The sequence below is a fragment of the Pseudaeromonas sp. HNCC25DJ180 genome (assembly GCF_055413345.1).
In genome coordinates, this window is record NZ_JBVAYF010000001.1 from 290672 (window position 1) to 309113 (window position 18442).

Below are 18442 nucleotides of genomic sequence, written 5' to 3' on the forward strand. Positions count from 1 at the left end.
TCGCTTTTTTACAATTCAGCCGGCGCACCGTCCCCTACTCTGGAGCTGTCCCTTATATGACAGGAGCCAAGCAATGACGATTAAAGCCGCCTTTATTTTCGTAGCCCCTCAGGCCGATCCGACACAACACAGAACCACAGTCACCACCCCAGAGGTCGAGGTGACCACAGTGGCCGTAGTGAATTACCAGCAAGCCGAAGAGGTTGCCTTAGCCTTGGTCCAGCAGGGCGTTCAAGCCATTGAGTTGTGTGCCGGTTTTGGTGCCGAGGGCTTGGCCAGGGTCAAGAAACGCCTGGGCGCCCAGGCCGTGGTGGGGGCAGTGCGGTTTGATTGTCACCCAGGGCTGGGCTTTCGCAGTGGCGATGAACTGTTCCAGTAAGCAGCCCTTGGGGCAGCCCCTCAAGCAGGGTAAGCTGATCGGCTCTCGCCCATGACAGGGTCGGCCATGACGCCCCAACTCATATCACAGGGAGCCAGCCGTTGGAGCCTACAACCCAACCCTGTGCTGGCCCCCTTCATTGACCGCATCTGGGGCTATGACGCCTCGGTGGTCACCCCCTTTCCCCTCTTGTTGCCCGGCACCGGCAGCGAGCTCTTCTTCCATCATGGATCCCCGCCACAACAGCCCATGGCAGGCCCTCTGCCTGCCGCCTATCTCATCACCCCGCGCCAGCAGAGTGTGCAGTTATCTATAGCTGGCCCGCTGCACTTCATTGCCGTGCGCTTCAAATCTGGCCAGCTACGCCACTTTACCGACCAACCGTTTGCCGAACTGCATGATCAGATCTTGCCCCTCACCCAACTCTGGGGCCGCACCACAGAACAACTCTACGCCCAGCTATCGCCCAACCCGGGGCGGGAGCAGCAGATGAACCTGTTACAACGCTTTCTAATGGCACAGTTGGCACGCCATCACCACGCCGATGCCGGTTTAGATCAGCTGATCCAGCGCCTCTACTATGCCCCTAATCTGCGTATCGAGCAGTTGGCCGATGAATGGGGCTGGAGTCGACGCCATCTGGAACGGCGCTTCATGCATGCCTTCGCCCTGACCCCCAAATATTTTGCCCGACTGGCCAGGCTCCAACACACAGTACGGCAGATGGCGCTCTCTCCCCATCAGGCGCTGTTGGATCTGGCACTAGAGCGTGGTTTCTGCGACCAATCCCATTTCATCCACGAAATGCGCGCCCTGACCGGGCTGGCGCCCCGTCAATTACAGCTGAGCCTCACCCAACCCATACACTACTACCCGCCCTCACACCCACCCGCATAAGCCAAGCGGGAAGTGCTCGGATGAACAAGCAATTCAGCCACCAGCTTCTACACTATTAATCATAAGCTTCAGTCGATGTGACGCGTGACGGTTGACCCAAGAGCAGCATGAGCAGTTTCCCGCCCCATGAATGGAGCTTGTCACTATGCTTAAACAGAACCTGCTGGCCGACCTTCCCAGCGCCCGGCATGCCGAACAGAGTCAGAGCTTGTTCCATGGCCCTCAGGTCAGGATTGAGCGGATTGTGTCACAGGGGCAGAGTTCGCCCTGGTTTGAGCAAGAGTGGGATGAGTGGGTGCTGTTGGTTTCAGGTGCCGCTCGGCTGATTTTCGCCGATGGCAGCGAGTTGGAGTTGGAGCCTGGAGACTACCTGTTGCTGCCGGCCCACACCCGACACAAGGTGAGCTGGACCACACCGGAGCAGCAAACCGTGTGGCTGGCTGTGCATTGTGGAGCCAGCACCAAGCCCCAGCCATAAGCCGAGGAGAAGAGCATGGACTTGCAGACCATATTCCTGCCTAAAACAGGCAAAACAACGACTCGCGTCTCCGCGTTAGCGACCACGGCAGCTGAGCCCAGCACGCCGACCTGGCTCAAGACCATCATGACAGCGCTGCTCAAACTCACCCTCTTGCTCTGCCTGGCGCCTCATGTCATCACTGTCGTTACCATGCAGCAACTACTGGAACAGACCTACCCCTTTGCCCCACTCCCTTTTGCCTGCGCCGGCTGTGGTGTCATGTTGCTGGCCCTGCTGCTCGGGCGGCTGTGTCATGCCAGACAGCTCTGGCTGGTGACCCTGCTGATGCTAGGGTTTGCCTGGATGCTGACCCAGGCGCGAGGCAGCCTGGGAGAATCGGTACTGCCCATGTTGCTCTACCCTGTGCTACTGCTCTCCAGTATCAATTTTATCTATCGTTGCCGGGTGATCGAACCCTTTCTCATTCTGCTGCCACTGCTCATCTGTGCCACCATTTTCCTGCAGTTGATCTACTCTCCCCTGCTGCTGCTCTGGCTCTATCAGCTGGATGAACCCCAAGCCTGGCAATATGCCTGGCCCTGGGCGCTGCTCCTCTTTAGTCAAAGCCTGCTGCCCTGCCTATTTAGCAGCGCCTTGTTGCTATTTTACCTGGCGGGTAAGCACCTCTATTGCTCCTGGTTCCACTGGGCAAACCTCCTGGTTCACCGCCTAAGCTGCCACCTGCCTGCCGTGGCACCCCACCCAGGGTCCACGCTCCACCAATAAACAAAAAGCCCTGTATATACAGGGCTTTTTTATCAATCTTTACACTTTACAAACACCTATCCTAAAACGGTTCAGTTTATCTGATAACGAAAATCAAACAAAAAAACTTAAAAATCATAAAATTACAAAGAATTATCAAAAAAATGTCAAGTTTTCTGTTAAGAATCGAATCACGACAGCTAACATTCTTTACAATTTTCTTAGTCCCAGCCTGAAATTAACAACGCACCTGACCCAAACGAGGTTCTGCTCAAATCAAGCTCGATTATCTATCATTTACCATATAAAATGAGAGAATAATAATTAAACTCATTATAGTAACGCTAGTCTTGAGCCCAACGCCGAAACACCACGCTGGCATTAACGACCCAAAACCAAATCCGTTTGAGAGATGCAAAACGTCACCAGAATTTACCGCCACGATCACTGGCTTCTTACCACTCGTTGCAGTTTCGGCTAACCACCCAAGTCAGCATTCATACAGCTGCCTTCAGGTCCGCTTGCACCAAATAGCCTGAACTGATCCAGTCCCAGCGAACCAGATCAGCCCTCTTATCGCGGCAAACTCAACCTCGACACTACGTTCGCACCTTCGTTTATCCGGGGCTCACTATTGTTCGCTTACTCTGTGTCTACTAATACTGATTTTGGCTTAGTAGAAATTTGGGGCCGCGGCTATGAGCAAAAAGGAGTCGGTCGGATGCGGCCAGAAAATCGGGGCTAATCAGCCCGATATCATTTGCGGATCTTAGCTAACTCTTTAATCAAGTTGACGTGACTAGGATATATCTTAAATTTCATCTCAGGCCCACTCTGGTATCTGGCTGCACTCGATGCGAGTGAGACTAAGTCAATTTCGGCCTGGTTGAGCAAGTCCTTCAAGTATTCCTTTGGGATCTGGTTTTGCACAAACAGGGGTAGCAGGTTTATGAATGAACAGGGATTGCTGGAGACTAAGGCCAATATCTCCCGTGACGTCGGGGAGGCGGCCTTATCCAGCCATGTACTGTAATGGTCATCATTCGCGTTGTTTGCTTCGAAAGTCCACCGTAGTCGGCGAATGACTAGGTGTTGCTGCATGATTGGCCAGAAGTCGTTACCATAGAAGTCAATGCTCAACATCTCAGTGGTAGCCTCCCACAGCGCTTGAAATAGCGCGGCGGATTGCTTAAGTATTTCGGGATTGAGAGTTTCCTGTGCGTTAGCAGTACAGTCCAGAATCCCTAGACCTACGTCAACCAATGTGCGCATCAGTCCTGAAGCATCCGAAGGTTGCCATTCTTTGGAAATTTTATAAATGGGACGGAATTCGAGAATTTCCCTCAGCGCAACGCTAGAGTTCCACATACTCAGCCAGTGACTGGTGAAGTCATCGCTCAATGCGACGGAATACCCGAGCACCCGGCAAGCATAGTTGTTGGGCTGAGTAGCGTGATATTCACTAACATGGCTTCTAAGCAACTTACCTTTGGAGGAGTTCCACTCGGCAGGTGTCAAGTTCCATTCTTTGATGAAAGCTCTGACGTCCGGTGTCGGAAACCTGTCGGGCTCGTTCGAATGTAGAAGTGCTAGCATGGATTGATAAACCCATGGCTCCCAAGAAAAATTCAATTGCTCGGAAACGGTTTGGAAACAGGGAAGTGGGAGTTTATCGGCTAATGCCCATAATATATCTTGGCTGCCCAGAGGTCTTTTTTGATCCGAGTTGTTATCAGAGAAGTTAAGGTGCTGGCGAGTGAGCCATGTGCCCCAACGCTTGAACAGCCCCACGAAATCGGATCTTTTGGCGACGGTATCTACGAAAGAGGCGAGAAGAGATTCGACGTGCGGCTCTAACACAGAGGGAGGATGTCCATGTCCATCAGCAATGTGAATGACTTTCATACTTCCGAGCCAGAGCAAGCTAGGAAGCAATAGGGCACCATTCCACGAGCCATCGCTTTGGAAGCTTGGTGGAGACCTGAGTGTGAACTGCTCCCACAGATCGTAGTTACGGTAAAACTCTGGGCTGTCGAGTACTCGATTGATCAAGAGTAGGCTTTGTGTGGAGTTCATCCATTTGAATAGTTTGTTGGGATCAAGTTTTGCTAGTAATTCAATCCATGGCCAACTGGATTCGTCGACCCGACGTTCCCTAGAATGCCCGGACCAAATTTCATCGAGGGTGGCTGGATGAGATGGATCAACCCCATATTCCTGAAGCAGCTTTTTTTCAGCATCGACGAAATGTTGTTCGGCTAAATTTAAGAGTGCTTCTTTGAATGCATTATTTTTCAGCGCAATAACCAGTGCCACTTCCGTCCACAAATGCTCAACACACCATGAGTTTCGGACGAGAGCTCTGAAAGCGGTGTACCTGTTTTCGGTTTCTGAAGAGGCCCAGGCCGTTACAATCCCAATCACCAAAGCCGCCTGAACTCTCGGATCGTCCGACGCATCGAAGTCCTCGTTAAAACCACCCAGTTGGGTGGCAAACCTCTTAAGAGCATTCTTGGCATCATCCTGGGTGCAGAAGTATTCTGTAACAGACATGACCAATGCGTCGGGAGGTGCGAAGCGGTCTTGTGCGAAGTCTTCAATCACCGATTCGGCGATTAGGAACGATTTGTACAGCTCTGGTTCATAAGCGGGCGGCAACTGCCATTTTTTGATCATGACTATTTTTTTCCGTTGGCGTTGGCCATCTTCCAAGCTGTATCAAAAAACTGGACAGCCTTATGGGTATCAGCACTCCAGCCTCTGCTCGCGGCGTTTACATCTCGGTGGAAGCCGCCTACAGTAGCGCCAAAATGCCATAGCTCGTCATCAATGATTGCAAAGCGATCGTGAATATAATCGAAGTCTTTGAGGGCAAATGAGAGCTCTACCTTTAAGGGAGTGTCGACCTTGGCGCGCTCATCTGTTACATACTCTTCTAAAACCTCAAATTCTTTCTCGATTTCCGCTTGGTCATCATGATGACCTGTTAAAATTCTTATAGTTTGGATCTGGTTTGTGAGAAACCAATTCACAACTTTCTTTATTCTTCGACTGTGGATAGGATTCTTGCCGTCTTCAGAAAATAGATGCTTATCAATTATCCACACCCGTTGTGCAGTACTTATAGCTTTCTCAAATTCTTTGACTATACGTACGTCATCAACTTGATACCGAGCCATAATCGCATCAATCTCTGGGAAATGATGACGGCTTTCGCCCCGGAGAGTCGCCTCACAAGGTATGAGTAATTGCGGAGTGAATTTCGTCTCTACCACCTGTGGGGTCGTATTGATACTGATTCGTGAAGATAGCTTAGCCATTATTCACATCCTGCGCTCCTTGCTTCATCTGCTCTTCAGCTCCGTCCTCCGCTCGTTGCACCTCCTGCACTTCTTTCGCGTCCTCCACGTCAGCACACAGCGCAGGCTTCTTGGGTGCCTCCCGCGGGACTTTGAAATCATCCAGGGGAATGGCGTTGTTGTAGAGGCGCAGAAGGTGACCGAGGATTTTCTCACCATGGGGTATGCGCATGGTAAGTGTTGGCCGTATACCGATAGAGTTCAGAGAGCTGCCGATCATCCATACACGACCATCGATCGCGATGAATCGATCATGAAACAGGCTGTTTTCCGTATTGGCGACTTTGATTTCAATTCTGTTTTTGTGACGGGCTTGGAAGACAGTCAGGTTTTGCAGCAATGTCTGGTATGCGTCCAGCACCACCTCACGATCGGCTTCGATACCAGCCTCCGCTTCATTGATCTGTTTGAAAGCGCTGCTTGAGGTTAGGATTTGTATCTTGATCTCGTTTCGCTCAATAGCAAATAGGTATTGGGGAATTTGGTTTGCGCTGAAGTAGGGATCAGCGATGAAGATGCTTGAGCGAGCATGTTTGAGCTTTTTCCTGATGTGTTCGAGCGCTTCCTTTCGCTGGCCAACCGTAAACCACGTCTGATCATATAATTGGGCGCTGTGATTAAGGAGTCTCTCGCTTTTCGCGTCTAGCAAACGCTGGAAGGCATTTGTTGTATTCGGTGCTTTACCCAATGTTTGTGAGGACGCTAAGGTTTTTTCTTCGGTGAAGTACTCATTGACTGAGCTCTTCTTTTTATCTGTCTCTGGGGCTGTAACCTTGACCCGTCGCTCGACCCCTTCAATACTCATGTTCATTTGTCGAATGAACTGTCGCATGGGCGTTTGCAGCAAGACCCCGCGTTCTGCGTGTGTGAGGATAAGACCGGAGCCATGGATGGAAGACGGTCTTTCAATCACAACCAAGCCATCCTCCGGTATCGGAACTGTATCGAAGGAGGTGAGCATCCCTTCCTGTCCTTCCATCGAGGTCAAGCTTAGGCCTTGGAGTTTACGACCTGGGTGGGGTTTCACATGGAAGTACAAAGATTCGGAACCGTCCTCTTTAGGATCAACGAACTGTCGGACGGAATGAACGTCGCAATCGGGGACAGCGAGCGTCATTCCACCCAAATATTCAGGATACTCCCTAAAATCGACGTGCATGTGGTGCTCTAGGAATTGGAGGGCTTCCTGGCACTGCTTGCTTTGTCCAGCTATGTCAAGGAAGCTCGGCCATTCCTGACTGTCTGAAATTCGACGTGAAAACCTGATAATGCCAAGATTGCGGAAGGGGAGTGAAGAACGCTCAGATTTCAGCGCGATGTCTTCGCTTTCCATGGGTACGCCCATTACAGGCCAACTTGGAAAGTCACTTAATCTACCAACTGAGAGGGGTTCGCCGTCAGAATTCTCCCGGAAACCATTAAAGGGAGCAGGTGTACGAAATTCTTCCGATGCACTTCGATACCACTGGATGGCTTCTTCTGCGGTCATGACTATACGGTCGACCGCAATAACACCTTCTTTGTTAAATTTTTTAATGTAAGGCTTGGGAGGCCTTGAAGGCGCTTGCCTTCCTGATGCAAGCAACCAGACCGATGCGAACAGCAAACGTAGAGGAGTCCGCTCAGATGTAGAGCTTGGAGTTACAACCACAGCGACATGCACGACCGCATGTTTGAAGCCGTAAGTCAATTTACTATAGGGGTTACTGCTTTCGGTACTTTCCATATAGTGCTCGCTATCAGCCGAAGGCGCTGAGTCAAGATATTTCTGTGAACTATCGCTAATAAGTTCACTTAGCTGGACGCATGACAGTGATTTATATAGCGGAACGGAGGGAGGAAGACCGTTAAAATTCGTTAAGAAATTCAGCCACTTCGTCATCCTGCAACCAGCATATAAGCATTCAGAGGTTTCGGAAAGGGAGTTGACGTGGGTATTTATGTTCAGCCTTTGGTATTGCCACCTCCAGTTACTACGAATGTCGGTCACGCCGGCCTGGAATTGATGCCGAACGTCGGCATCTACGGCAAGAGGTGAACCGTCTGTTCACGCTCAGCCGTGGTGCTGCAGGCAGCCGCATATTGGTCGGTATGATGCGCGGGGCTGGGCATGAAATCGGCCGGTACAAGGTCAGACGGCTCATGAAAGAGGCCAATCTGACTTGTAAGCAGCCAGGCCCCCATGCCTACAAGACGGCGACGGTTGAGCGTCCTGACATTCCCAACCGGCTTGCTCGAGCATTTGACGTGAACAGACCCAATACCGTCTGGTGTGGTGATATCACCTACATCTGGGCAGGAAGCCGCTGGTGCTATTTGGCAACCGTGATCGAGCTTTACAGCCGACGAGTCATTGGCTGGAGTATCTCAGAACGTCCAGATGCCGACTTGGTGGTTAAAGCACTCAACATGGCCTACGAGCAACGGGGCCACCCCAGTGGGGTAATGTTCCATTCTGATCAGGGATGCCAGTATGGCAGCCGGAAGTTCCGCCAACGTCTGTGGCGCTATCGCATGACACAGAGCATGAGCCGCCGGGGAAACTGCTGGGACAATGCGCCAATGGAGCGGTTGTTCCGGAGCTTAAAATCAGAATGGATCCCGGCCACTGGATATCTCAGCATGTCGGAGGCCATGCGAGATATCAGCTATTACCTGATGACATACTACAACTGGCAGTGACCCCATCAACACAATGACGGCCTGCCACCTGCAATAGCTGAAAATCGGTTTAATTTACTGTCCGGGATTAGTTGACCACTACATCAAGTACTGCATCAGGAATACTATTGGCTTCGACTTGAAACCCATGATAAATATTACGATCATTGTGTGTTAACTTATATCGATACCACTTATCACTTTTTTGGTGGTAAGCCCATCGATCATTTTCAAACTCAAATGATGTCAACAAAAGTTCTTGAGCAATACAGTCATCCAAAGGCATTGGTGACACATATTCACCTCGCGTATCATAATAATGTTCTTTGCGATGCTTGGCTGATCTCTCATATTGAGGAAGAAGCATTTTTAACAACTCTTTATTATGAGCATTTTTCACACATATATCGTCAACACCTTGGCTTTGCACTGTTAGTGTTGTTGATTCATGAATGCCAACTCCACCAAAACTAAGCCAATATATTCCTTCAGAAACAGTATTACAGCTAACCATTCCAACAAGCGTTTCATCTACTAGATGTTCATTGCTTACAGAGATATTCTCTTCGGGAACATATGGAGCCTCATCAGCTCGATTTTTAGTATAAATGAACCATTTTCTCTTCAAATCGCCAGCATCAACATCTGGCATTGCTGAAAATGAAGAGAATAAATTATTGCCTTCTATTAGCTCACGCTGTTCAATATGTGAATCGTATATTAACTGAACTCTGCCTGATTGGATCGCCGGAAGCATATAGTCAAAACAGCCAACCAAACTATTCAGATGTTGTAAAACTTGCCCAACATTATGGCACTGCCTATTGACTGAAAGAACGTTTAACCCAAAATAGTACATTTATCTATGCAACCTTATAATTTCGACAGATCATTTTCTATTTGATCGAAAAAACCTTCTGGCCAAGGTGTAAGACGTCCATTCGATTGAGGTGTAATAGAAGTAATGGTTGTAGCATCCCCTACTTTTGAACGATTAAAATTATTTATTTTTACTGCTGAGTGAGAAATAAATCCTTTGGCGACAGCCAAACGGATGCCATTTATCACATGGTCACTATGTGTTTCCAAAAATACCTGTTTGCCAGATGCCGCCATCATAGCGATGAAAACACCTATTCTAGATTGACTGAATGGATGTAAATGCGCTTCTGGATTCTCAACTAATAGAAGGCCATTGGAACGTAAAGCTAAGGCTGCTGTAATAATAGGAAGAGTATATATGAGTCCAAAACCAATATGTGTCGATCTGACAGATGTCTTTGTTGAGTGCGGATCTCGAATAAACCTCACCGATGCTGAATCAGAATGATCGTACTCCTGAGCATCAAATTCTGCACCAGGTAGTATCCACCCGAGCATAGCGTTACACACCAAATCGAGACGACCTTGAGTATTATTCAAATTATCTTTAATATCGATGCCATCCAAATTCAGCGGAGCTTGAGCAAGCAGAGACGCCAACTCACAGGACCAACCGTCCAAAATTATTCCTGCCTTAGCTCGAGCTAAAATTGCTGCTGTATATTCACCATATTTACCCACAAGACCACCAAGGTGTAGCTCTTCGGGCGGCAGGGAATACACAACTCTAGGACCCACTCGTTCGGCATTTAAATAGGCAAAACTGGCTGTTCGCTCGTAAAGAGGACCGTCCAGCTTTTGTGGCTGAACAGCTGTCAGCGTTCTCTTGGCCTCTCTAAGCTCCTCATCACGATTATGACGAAAGGTGAAGCTTAAAGAACTTCCATTAACTTTTAGCTCAATTTTTATCTGATGTTCAGATGCGGGATGAAGAGCATCTTGTGCCGTCCCAGCCTCGTATAGTGGACCAGATAAATGCAAGCTATCAATATTGCCATCTTTATCAGCAGACTGACGAAGCAACAATAAAGTCTGCAAAAAACTGGATTTACCTGACGCATTGGCACCGACTAATATGTTTAAATTACCACAACTAAAACTTGCATTTTTTAAACATTTATATCCATCAATGGAAATATATTCTATCATTTGCAGACTCTCTCTAGCAGTTTTTCTATCATAACAAACCTTGTCGAAACAGATGAAAACTTACCAGTGCTTGAGCTGATGGAACGAGAAAAACTGCCATTTGTTGCAGTTATCAACTTGATAAACTCATTTACAATTTCTGATTTATTTGAAATTAGCACTTGTTCGTCGTATTTATGCACACAGACAGTCCACACCTCAAATAGGGCTTTATTTAATGGCGCCCTACGCCCACCCAATGCATTGAACTTCCTAAAGGAATACTTACCAAAAATATTCCTTGTTTTTATTAGAGAGGATTTGAAATCTTCAGCTAATTTCTCTAATTCATTATCGGTCAATTTGTTTAGCTGCGTCATGGAGTAAAGCAAAAAACCATCTAATTCATTAAACTGTTTGTACGCATCCACACCAAAATGCATGAAAGATAGGGATCTCAGAACTAGTTCACGATCGCTCATCCGTTTACTCTCTACCACTCCCTCTGTGGCCATGAGAAACTCAGAACTTTTCGCTAACTTCCCCAGAAGGATGGTTGCTTTCCCTTGATTCAATGCATGACGAATTTCCTGTGGAGTTAGCTGCATTCCACCGGTATTTACTCTAGAAAAAATTGTAAATTTTGCCTCAATTGGCGTCCCTGGCATTAAGTTGTAAAATAATAACTGGGTGTCATCCTCAATTAGAACTTTGTATTTAGGTGGCAAATCATCAAAATGCTTGCCTTCTAGCTCAACCAAGAACTGAAGCCCGGACAAAGCGAATTCTTGTTCACGACAATAGCGATAGAGTGTAGTCAGCCGTTGAAGTCCATCAACAACATTCCAAGAAACTTGATCAGTTGCATCCAAATAAAATGCAGGGAGTGGAATGCGGATCAATACTGATTCAATTAATCGACTCTGCCTAACCTCATCCCAAACGAATGCTCGCTGAAATTCAGGATTGAGACATATTTCATGCTTCTCGATCTTTCTTAATGCTTGGAACACACTTAGATGTTTGGGCTCCATTTTTAGTTTTACAACATCATATGGCTTAAGAGGAACGTTGTTATTACCATCATTGTCCTCCTCCTCAACAGCAAGTTCACTTCCCTTCTGTTCTAACCAGATGAACCCTTCATCAGTTAGGGAATACTCGGTTTCATCCTTTACAACCCATGTTAATAGCAGCATCTTTTGAAGAAGTTCATCGAGCGACTGAGGTACTTCTAGTTGATAGCAAAGCAACCGTTCTAAGTCACCCTTACTTAAAGAAGAGTGATTACGGAGCATTTGCATAACTTTAACAGCCTCGCTGCCATTGATGCTGTTGTTATGCTCTGCATTTGATGGCGGATTTATCTGCAAGTAACCCTCTCCAATCGATTTAGTTTGATGAACTTTTGTGCTCATTTTGACCTGCACCTCCTTTTTAGTCCAACGGAATTGAAGTGCTAAAATGACTCAATGAAGCACCATCGGTTTCCGCGATGCCTTGTAATGCCCACATAACAAACCTGACACGACCGAAGGGCTTTATTTGAGGCCTCAGCTGCCGCCTGAATCGCCACCGATTTTCTAGATGCCTTCTAATAACCACATGATGAAAAGGTTGTCATTACCAATCACTTGCGATTGGAACCTTTAAGGCGATCCATGTCCAGATAACTTACTGTCCTATCGACGATAGACATGAGGGGTCTAGCTCCATCAGCCCATGGATACCGATATTGAAAGCCGAGTTATCGTCGTAACTGAAAGGATCATGATGGTGACCATGGATGATGGTTGTTGACCCGAGCAACTGAGCCAGGTCGTCGATAGCCTGAAAGCCGTGTGGATGAGCGATGGGTGCCTCATGTGTAACAAGGATATCGGCCTGGAGACCATCGAAGCATTGAATATCCTCGGGGAAAATTGAACTCCGATGTTTGCGTGGTAGACCGCCTCGCCAGAGATTCCCTTTCCCACAATTAGCAATAAAGTCTTGCCTAGTGATGTAGCGAGGGGGTTCTGGGGGATACCAGACCTGGCTGCGGAAGATCCCGCCAAGCCCAGCGATCTTTAAACCATCAATCTCGACAACTCGGCCATGAAGGTTTCGCTCAGGGCAAGCGAATAAGTGATCATGATATTGCTCTTTATCCGTGTCATGGTTGCCATGGATGAACCAGACGTCCGTCAGCTCCAGGATGGCCGCGAAAGTTTGCTCAAACGGCTGTTTCAAGCACAGGTCTCCCAGCATGATCACCGCAGCAGGCTTCGACTGCTGAACACGCTGGATGATATGCTCAAACTCCCCGTGGGGGTCACCACAAAACAAGATCATTGAGTTTCCACTGCTACATGACTAGCTCGTTCGCCGATGATAACTAGGCATGCCTACATTGCACATGACGACACAAAGGGGAAGTAATCGGTTTTTTGGGCGATTACCAGTGCTACCTGAGCCCTGTCTGCCAACTTACTTTTCCCCACGTTTCCGCGAAGAAGCATTCTTTACACTGCTGCATGTGTGAGAGACTTTAAATATGCGAGCAACTATTTTTTACATCTCCCAAAAAAAACATAAACCCCCGCAAGCGGGGGTCTAAAGGTAATACTTTACAAACACCTATCCTAGAACGGGATATCGTCATCGAAGTCCATCGGCGGCTCGTTATAGAGAGGTTGTGCCGGGGCTTGGTTGAAGTTGTTCTGGGGAGCGGGTTGACCGTACCCCTGAGGCGCGGCTTGTTGCGGCGCAGCCTGGGGGGCGGCTTGGGGGGCAAAGCCACCTTGAGGCGCAGCGGCAGGCTGCTGCGGGCGCCCCCAATTACCTTGCTGGCCCTGGGGCTGGCTCTGTTGGCCACCCATGCCGGCTGCCGCGCCACTATTGCGGCCATCCAGCATCTGCATCTCGCTGACGATGATCTCTGTGGTATAGCGCTTCTGTCCCTGCTGATCCTGCCATTCGCGGGTCTGCAGTTTACCTTCCATATAGACTTTTGAGCCCTTCTTCAGGTACTCGCCGGTGATCTCGGCCAGGCGGTCATACATGGTACAGCGATGCCACTCGGTGCGTTCCTGCTGCTGACCCTGCTGATCCTTCCAGGTCTCGGAAGTCGCTACCGTGATGTTGGCCACCGCCTTGCCATTGGGCATGTAGCGCACTTCCGGATCTTTACCCAGATTGCCGATGAGGATGACTTTATTGACGCCACGACTGGCCATAGCTGTACTCCACTCTCTTGGTTTGCCAGGCCAGAGCCTGACCAATATTTCAGATGAGCGCTATCTTACCAGCAGACCCGCACTTTGGCATCTGGCCCCGATTATTTCTGGCGGCAGATCTCATGAAACCGCTACCATTGCCATGCTGCTCACAAAGGACAAATGAGGTGAGAGATTACTCAGTAAGGGTGATATAAAGTATGGCAGGAGGGATCAGCCCCCTTGCTGTTAATGCAGAGTAACATACTGAGTGGCCATACTTTTTTCATGCTTAGGCATGAAACCGCGTTGTTATTCTACGACTTGTAATCCGCTGTGACGGTCGGACGCATACTCTAAGGAAATGGTCTATGCAACACGAGAAACGCATCATCCTGGTAACAGAGAACAATCTACAGGCACACAGTTTTTCTGCCACCCTGGCAGATCTGCTGCATCGCCCTATTCACAATGTAGCCCATCCCAACGAGTTGCTGCCGGAGATCAATCGTGACCAGCTGTTTCTGGTGGATCTCGATTACCTGCGCAACCAACCGGCTAACGGCTGGCACGCGGCCCTCACCTGCAACAAGCAGGCGCCGGAGACCGTGCTGCTCAACGCCCCAAACACCGCCGATCAGGGCTTGCTGCTGCTGTGGCCCCACACCCGTGGCCTCTTCTATCGCCATGATCCGCTGGAGCGCCTGATCGAAGGGCTGCGCAAGATACTGGCCGGTGAGCTCTGGCTGTCGCGCCACCTGCTCAGCCACCTGCTCAGCCACTATCGTCAGGAGAAGGGCGTGCCTCAGCACCCCAACATCATTCTGACAAATCGCGAACAGCAGATACTACAGAAGCTGATGACCGGCGCCTCCAACATGGAAATTGCCGATAGTCTGTTCCTCAGCGAGCACACGGTGAAGACTCACCTCTACAACGTGTTCAAGAAGCTGAACGTCAAAAACCGTACTCAGGCCGTCACCTGGGCAAAAGAGTATCTGGGTACCCCGCTGGAATCTGAATAACAGCCGGACTCAGCCACTTGGCTTGCCATCCTAACGTGTTGCATACCATTTGGGCCCCCTCGGGGGCCCAAATTTTTGTCCGCATGACACAGCGCCACACCTCCGCACTCCCATACCAACGCATTAGCCGAGCCTGACCAAGATCACACTAATTTTTATTTTTCGTTACTATTCATGAAGATAGCCGCAACGTAACAGATATGTAACAACACACTAGCCCACTCATGCCTTTCTACAACTATCCATCAAGAAAACGGATTCATTAGCGGCCTGGCGGGATTTTACTGCTAAAAGTAACAGGCGCCGCCCGCTACTCCCCGCATTGGCTGACCAGAAAAACACTGACTTTTCTGCCACGATTAGCTCAGCCCTGAATCGACACTTGGCCCCCTAAAAAGCAGCAAAACCGGCTGCGACTAACGCAGGAGATGCACCCGGATCTCTAGCTTGCTGCCCAGCCCGAGAGGCCGCGGGCGTCAGGGATTGGTCGGGCCACTCAGCCAGCAGGCATAACTGTCTATCCATCCAGTGCCCGCTGTGCCATACTGGCGTTTATTGCTTGTTTTCCTATCAGGTCTGCCATGGACAAGATCGAAGTTCGCGGGGCTCGCACCCATAACCTGAAGAACATCAGCCTGACACTGCCCCGAGATCGGCTGATCGTCGTCACTGGCCTCTCCGGCTCCGGCAAATCCTCACTCGCTTTCGATACCCTCTATGCCGAGGGTCAACGCCGCTATGTGGAGTCACTCTCCGCCTACGCCCGCCAGTTCCTCTCCTTGATGGAAAAGCCCGATGTGGACCACATCGAAGGCTTGTCACCCGCCATCTCCATCGAGCAGAAGTCCACCTCCCATAACCCGCGTTCAACGGTCGGCACCATCACCGAGATCTATGACTACTTGCGGCTGCTCTTTGCCCGGGTCGGTGAACCCCGTTGCCCGGAGCATGACATCCCGCTGGCGGCGCAGACCGTCAGCCAGATGGTCGATCAGGTGCTGGCCCTGCCCGAGGGGCAGAAGATGATGATGCTGGCCCCCGTGGTCCGCAACCGTAAGGGGGAACACAAGCAGCTGCTGGAGAACCTGGCCACTCAGGGCTATATCCGCGCCCGTATCGATGGCGAGGTGTGTGATCTCTCCGACCCGCCCCCCCTGGAGCTGCACAAGAAACACACCATAGAGGTGGTGGTAGACCGCTTCAAGGTGCGGGAGGATCTGCAACTGCGGCTGGCCGAATCCTTCGAGACGGCCCTGACCCTCTCCGGCGGTCTGGTCTCAGTGCTGGAGATGGATAACGCTGCCGCCGCCCCCATGGTCTTCTCCGCCAACTTCGCCTGCCCCGAGTGCGGCTACGCCATCAGCGAGCTGGAGCCACGCATCTTCTCCTTTAACAATCCGGCGGGCGCCTGCCCCACCTGTGACGGCCTCGGCGTGCAGCAATATTTCGACCCCAGCAAGGTGGTGGGTAACAGCGAACTCTCGCTCTCCGGTGGCGCCATCCGTGGCTGGGACAAACGCAGCTTCTATTACTTCCAGATGTTGAAGGCGGTGGGTGACCATTATGGCTTCAATCTGGAGGCGCCCTTCGAGGAGCTAACCAAGGATCAGCAGCGCGCCATTCTCTATGGCACGGGCCAGACCGAGATCGAATTTCGCTATATGAACGACAGAGGGGACGTGGTGGTGCGCCGTCATCCCTTCGAAGGGGTGATCCCCAACATGGAGCGGCGCTACAAGGAGACCGAATCCAACAGCGTGCGCGAAGAGCTGGCCAAATATATCGCCAACCAACCCTGCCCCTCCTGTAAAGGGAGCCGGCTGAAGCAGGAGGCTCGCAACGTCTTCATCCAGGCCACGAACTTGCCGGCCGTCACCGAGATGTCTATCGCCGAAGCGCTCGCCTTCTTCCAGCAGCTGCAACTGAGCGGCCAGAAGGCGCAAATTGCCGAGAAGATCTTAAAAGAGATCAACGAGCGACTCGGCTTTCTGGTCAACGTCGGGCTCAACTACCTCTCGCTCTCCCGCTCGGCAGAGACCCTCTCCGGTGGCGAGGCCCAGCGTATCCGGCTGGCGAGCCAGATCGGGGCTGGTCTGGTGGGGGTCATGTATGTGCTGGATGAGCCGAGTATCGGCCTGCACCAGCGCGACAACGAGCGGCTGCTCAAGACCCTGTTCCACCTGCGGGATCTGGGCAATACCGTCATAGTGGTGGAGCACGACGAGGACGCCATCCGTATGGCCGACCATGTGCTGGACATTGGCCCGGGCGCTGGTGTGCATGGCGGTCATATCGTCGCCCAGGGCACACCGGCGGAGATCATGGCCAATGAAGCCTCGCTCACCGGCGACTACCTCTCCGGCCGCAAGCAGATCGCCATTCCGGCCCAGCGCACCCCGCTGACCGGCAAGTGGTTGAAACTCACCGGCGCCAGCGGCAATAACTTGAAGCGGGTCAACCTGCAACTGCCCATAGGCGTCATGAGCTGCGTCACCGGCGTCTCCGGCTCCGGCAAGTCGACCCTCATCAACGACACCCTGTTCCGCATCGCCCACCGCGAACTTAACGGCGCCACCGTCGAGCAACCGGCGCCCTATCTGGATATTGAGGGGCTGGAGCATCTGGACAAGGTGGTGGATATCGATCAGAGCCCTATCGGTCGTACCCCGCGCTCCAATCCGGCCACCTATACCGGCCTCTTCACCCCCATCCGCGAACTCTTCTCCGGTACCCAGGAGGCGCGCTCCCGTGGCTATCAGCCAGGCCGCTTCTCCTTTAACGTCAAGGGGGGGCGCTGCGAGGCGTGTCAGGGCGATGGCGTCATCAAGGTGGAGATGCACTTCCTACCCGATGTCTATGTCCCCTGCGATGTCTGCCAGGGCAAGCGCTACAACCGGGAGACGCTGGAGGTCAAATACAAGGGCAAGAGCATCCACGAGGTGCTGGATATGACGGTGGAGGAGGCTCGCGCCTTCTTCGATGCCGTCCCGGCGCTGGCGCGCAAGCTGCAGACCCTGATCGACGTGGGGCTCTCCTACATCACGCTGGGGCAGTCGGCCACCACCCTCTCCGGCGGCGAGGCCCAGCGGGTCAAGCTCTCCCGCGAGCTCTCCCGCCGCGATACCGGCCAGACCCTCTACATTCTGGATGAGCCGACCACTGGGCTGCACTTCCACGACATCCAGCAGCTGCTCAAGGTGCTGCATCAGTTGCGGGATAACGGCAACACCATAGTCATAATCGAGCACAATCTGGATGTGGTGAAAACCGCCGACTGGGTGGTGGATCTGGGCCCGGAAGGGGGCTCGGGCGGCGGCCAGATCCTGGTCACCGGCACCCCGGAGCAGGTGGCCGAGTGCCAGGCCTCCCATACCGCCCGCTTCTTGAAGCCCCTGCTCACCCGCGGCTTCTAGCCGGTCACCGCCTCCCCGCCAGCGGGGAGGCTTTACTGTGCAAATAACCGAACCTAATTATGCTACATCGGCAAGGTAGCACACGCTGACACGCCGTGAACCCCTCCCAGGGGGTTCCGCTGCGCCATCCCTGGCGCAGAGGGTCAGCTTAGTGCTACCCCGTCCCTATGGTGAGGGATCTACTTTTCGGAACAGCTAGTTAGCCAGCATCAACTCCGTTCGCCCTGAATCAGCATCAACTCCGTTCGCCCTGAGCTTGTCGAAGGGTGAGGTAAA

14 protein-coding genes and 1 pseudogene are annotated in these 18442 nt (G+C 51.3%); 7 read left to right on the forward strand and 8 right to left on the reverse strand.

Features of this window, described 5'->3' with window-relative positions; genetic code table 11:
• Window positions 1–73 precede the first annotated feature (73 nt).
• The 4 genes from ACZYTD_RS01370 to ACZYTD_RS01385 all read left to right on the forward strand — a co-directional run bounded on the left by ACZYTD_RS01370 (window position 74) and on the right by ACZYTD_RS01385 (window position 2522).
• Complete coding sequence (locus ACZYTD_RS01370) at window positions 74–379, forward strand: DUF6506 family protein (protein WP_463888165.1); 306 nt, start codon at window positions 74–76, stop codon at window positions 377–379.
• Between the two features lie 66 nt (window positions 380–445).
• Window positions 446–1276 carry a helix-turn-helix domain-containing protein gene (locus ACZYTD_RS01375; protein ID WP_463888168.1) on the forward strand — a complete coding sequence of 277 codons (831 nt, stop codon included), beginning with the start codon at window positions 446–448 and terminating at the stop codon, window positions 1274–1276.
• A gap of 145 nt (window positions 1277–1421) precedes the next feature.
• A complete protein-coding gene (locus tag ACZYTD_RS01380) occupies window positions 1422–1754 on the forward strand; it encodes a cupin domain-containing protein (RefSeq protein WP_463888171.1) in 333 nt (110 codons plus the stop codon).
• Between the two features lie 15 nt (window positions 1755–1769).
• Window positions 1770–2522, forward strand: a complete 753-nt coding sequence (locus tag ACZYTD_RS01385; RefSeq protein WP_463888175.1) for a hypothetical protein — start codon at window positions 1770–1772, stop codon at window positions 2520–2522.
• A 735-nt stretch (window positions 2523–3257) separates the two neighbouring features.
• On the opposite strand, the gene ACZYTD_RS01390 is transcribed toward ACZYTD_RS01385, so the two are convergent.
• Genes ACZYTD_RS01390 through ACZYTD_RS01400 form a run of 3 tightly spaced genes read right to left on the reverse strand, consistent with a single transcriptional unit; the run spans window position 3258 to window position 7586 of the window.
• Entirely contained in the window at window positions 3258–5177 is a 1920-nt protein-coding gene (locus ACZYTD_RS01390; protein WP_463888177.1) for a hypothetical protein, read from the reverse strand.
• A gap of 2 nt (window positions 5178–5179) precedes the next feature.
• Window positions 5180–5821: a hypothetical protein gene (locus ACZYTD_RS01395; RefSeq protein ID WP_463888180.1), complete on the reverse strand. Its 642-nt coding sequence runs from the start codon at window positions 5819–5821 to the stop codon at window positions 5180–5182.
• Window positions 5814–7586, reverse strand: a complete 1773-nt coding sequence (locus tag ACZYTD_RS01400) for a VPA1262 family N-terminal domain-containing protein (RefSeq protein WP_463888182.1) — start codon at window positions 7584–7586, stop codon at window positions 5814–5816. Before ACZYTD_RS01400 ends, ACZYTD_RS01395 begins: the two co-directional genes overlap by 8 nt.
• A gap of 212 nt (window positions 7587–7798) precedes the next feature.
• Between ACZYTD_RS01400 and ACZYTD_RS01405 the strand changes: the two are divergent.
• A pseudogene (locus tag ACZYTD_RS01405) lies at window positions 7799–8617 on the forward strand (IS3 family transposase); the annotation flags it as partial.
• Here the strand turns inward: ACZYTD_RS01405 and ACZYTD_RS01410 are convergent.
• The 5 genes from ACZYTD_RS01410 to ssb form a co-directional block, all read right to left on the reverse strand.
• Window positions 8610–9380: a hypothetical protein gene (locus ACZYTD_RS01410; protein ID WP_463888184.1), complete on the reverse strand. Its 771-nt coding sequence runs from the start codon at window positions 9378–9380 to the stop codon at window positions 8610–8612. The pseudogene ACZYTD_RS01405 and the gene ACZYTD_RS01410 overlap by 8 nt on opposite strands.
• 14 nt (window positions 9381–9394) lie before the next feature.
• The gene (locus ACZYTD_RS01415) at window positions 9395–10552 is read right to left on the reverse strand and encodes a DUF3696 domain-containing protein (protein ID WP_463888187.1); all 1158 of its coding nucleotides are present in this window, start codon (window positions 10550–10552) and stop codon (window positions 9395–9397) included.
• Entirely contained in the window at window positions 10549–11949 is a 1401-nt protein-coding gene (locus ACZYTD_RS01420; protein ID WP_463888189.1) for a GmrSD restriction endonuclease domain-containing protein, read from the reverse strand. Before ACZYTD_RS01420 ends, ACZYTD_RS01415 begins: the two co-directional genes overlap by 4 nt.
• Window positions 11950–12205: 256 nt before the next feature.
• A complete protein-coding gene (locus ACZYTD_RS01425) occupies window positions 12206–12865 on the reverse strand; it encodes a metallophosphoesterase family protein (RefSeq protein ID WP_463888192.1) in 660 nt (219 codons plus the stop codon).
• Between the two features lie 290 nt (window positions 12866–13155).
• Entirely contained in the window at window positions 13156–13749 is a 594-nt protein-coding gene (ssb, locus tag ACZYTD_RS01430) for a single-stranded DNA-binding protein (RefSeq protein WP_463888194.1), read from the reverse strand.
• Window positions 13750–14099: 350 nt separating this feature from the next.
• Here ssb and ACZYTD_RS01435 point away from each other — a divergent pair, with 350 nt between their 5' ends.
• Together ACZYTD_RS01435 and uvrA are read left to right on the forward strand one after the other, a co-directional pair.
• A complete protein-coding gene (locus ACZYTD_RS01435) occupies window positions 14100–14753 on the forward strand; it encodes a LuxR C-terminal-related transcriptional regulator (RefSeq protein WP_463888197.1) in 654 nt (217 codons plus the stop codon).
• Window positions 14754–15334: 581 nt separating this feature from the next.
• Window positions 15335–18166 (forward strand): excinuclease ABC subunit UvrA, encoded by a 2832-nt coding sequence (uvrA, locus tag ACZYTD_RS01440; RefSeq protein WP_463888199.1) that lies wholly within the window; start codon window positions 15335–15337, stop codon window positions 18164–18166.
• The last annotated feature ends 276 nt before the right edge of the window (window positions 18167–18442 follow it).

Bases quoted from the DNA above. Each gene is read 5' to 3' on its own strand.
- ACZYTD_RS01370 (WP_463888165.1), top strand. From the start codon at position 74: ATGACGATTAAAGCCGCCTTTATTTTCGTAGCCCCTCAGGCCGATCCG.
- ACZYTD_RS01375 (WP_463888168.1), top strand. From the start codon at position 446: ATGACGCCCCAACTCATATCACAGGGAGCCAGCCGTTGGAGCCTACAA.
- ACZYTD_RS01380 (WP_463888171.1), top strand. From the start codon at position 1,422: ATGCTTAAACAGAACCTGCTGGCCGACCTTCCCAGCGCCCGGCATGCC.
- ACZYTD_RS01385 (WP_463888175.1), top strand. From the start codon at position 1,770: ATGGACTTGCAGACCATATTCCTGCCTAAAACAGGCAAAACAACGACT.
- ACZYTD_RS01390 (WP_463888177.1), bottom strand. From the start codon at position 5,177: ATGATCAAAAAATGGCAGTTGCCGCCCGCTTATGAACCAGAGCTGTAC.
- ACZYTD_RS01395 (WP_463888180.1), bottom strand. From the start codon at position 5,821: ATGGCTAAGCTATCTTCACGAATCAGTATCAATACGACCCCACAGGTG.
- ACZYTD_RS01400 (WP_463888182.1), bottom strand. From the start codon at position 7,586: ATGGAAAGTACCGAAAGCAGTAACCCCTATAGTAAATTGACTTACGGC.
- ACZYTD_RS01410 (WP_463888184.1), bottom strand. From the start codon at position 9,380: ATGTACTATTTTGGGTTAAACGTTCTTTCAGTCAATAGGCAGTGCCAT.
- ACZYTD_RS01415 (WP_463888187.1), bottom strand. From the start codon at position 10,552: ATGATAGAATATATTTCCATTGATGGATATAAATGTTTAAAAAATGCA.
- ACZYTD_RS01420 (WP_463888189.1), bottom strand. From the start codon at position 11,949: ATGAGCACAAAAGTTCATCAAACTAAATCGATTGGAGAGGGTTACTTG.
- ACZYTD_RS01425 (WP_463888192.1), bottom strand. From the start codon at position 12,865: ATGATCTTGTTTTGTGGTGACCCCCACGGGGAGTTTGAGCATATCATC.
- ssb (WP_463888194.1), bottom strand. From the start codon at position 13,749: ATGGCCAGTCGTGGCGTCAATAAAGTCATCCTCATCGGCAATCTGGGT.
- ACZYTD_RS01435 (WP_463888197.1), top strand. From the start codon at position 14,100: ATGCAACACGAGAAACGCATCATCCTGGTAACAGAGAACAATCTACAG.
- uvrA (WP_463888199.1), top strand. From the start codon at position 15,335: ATGGACAAGATCGAAGTTCGCGGGGCTCGCACCCATAACCTGAAGAAC.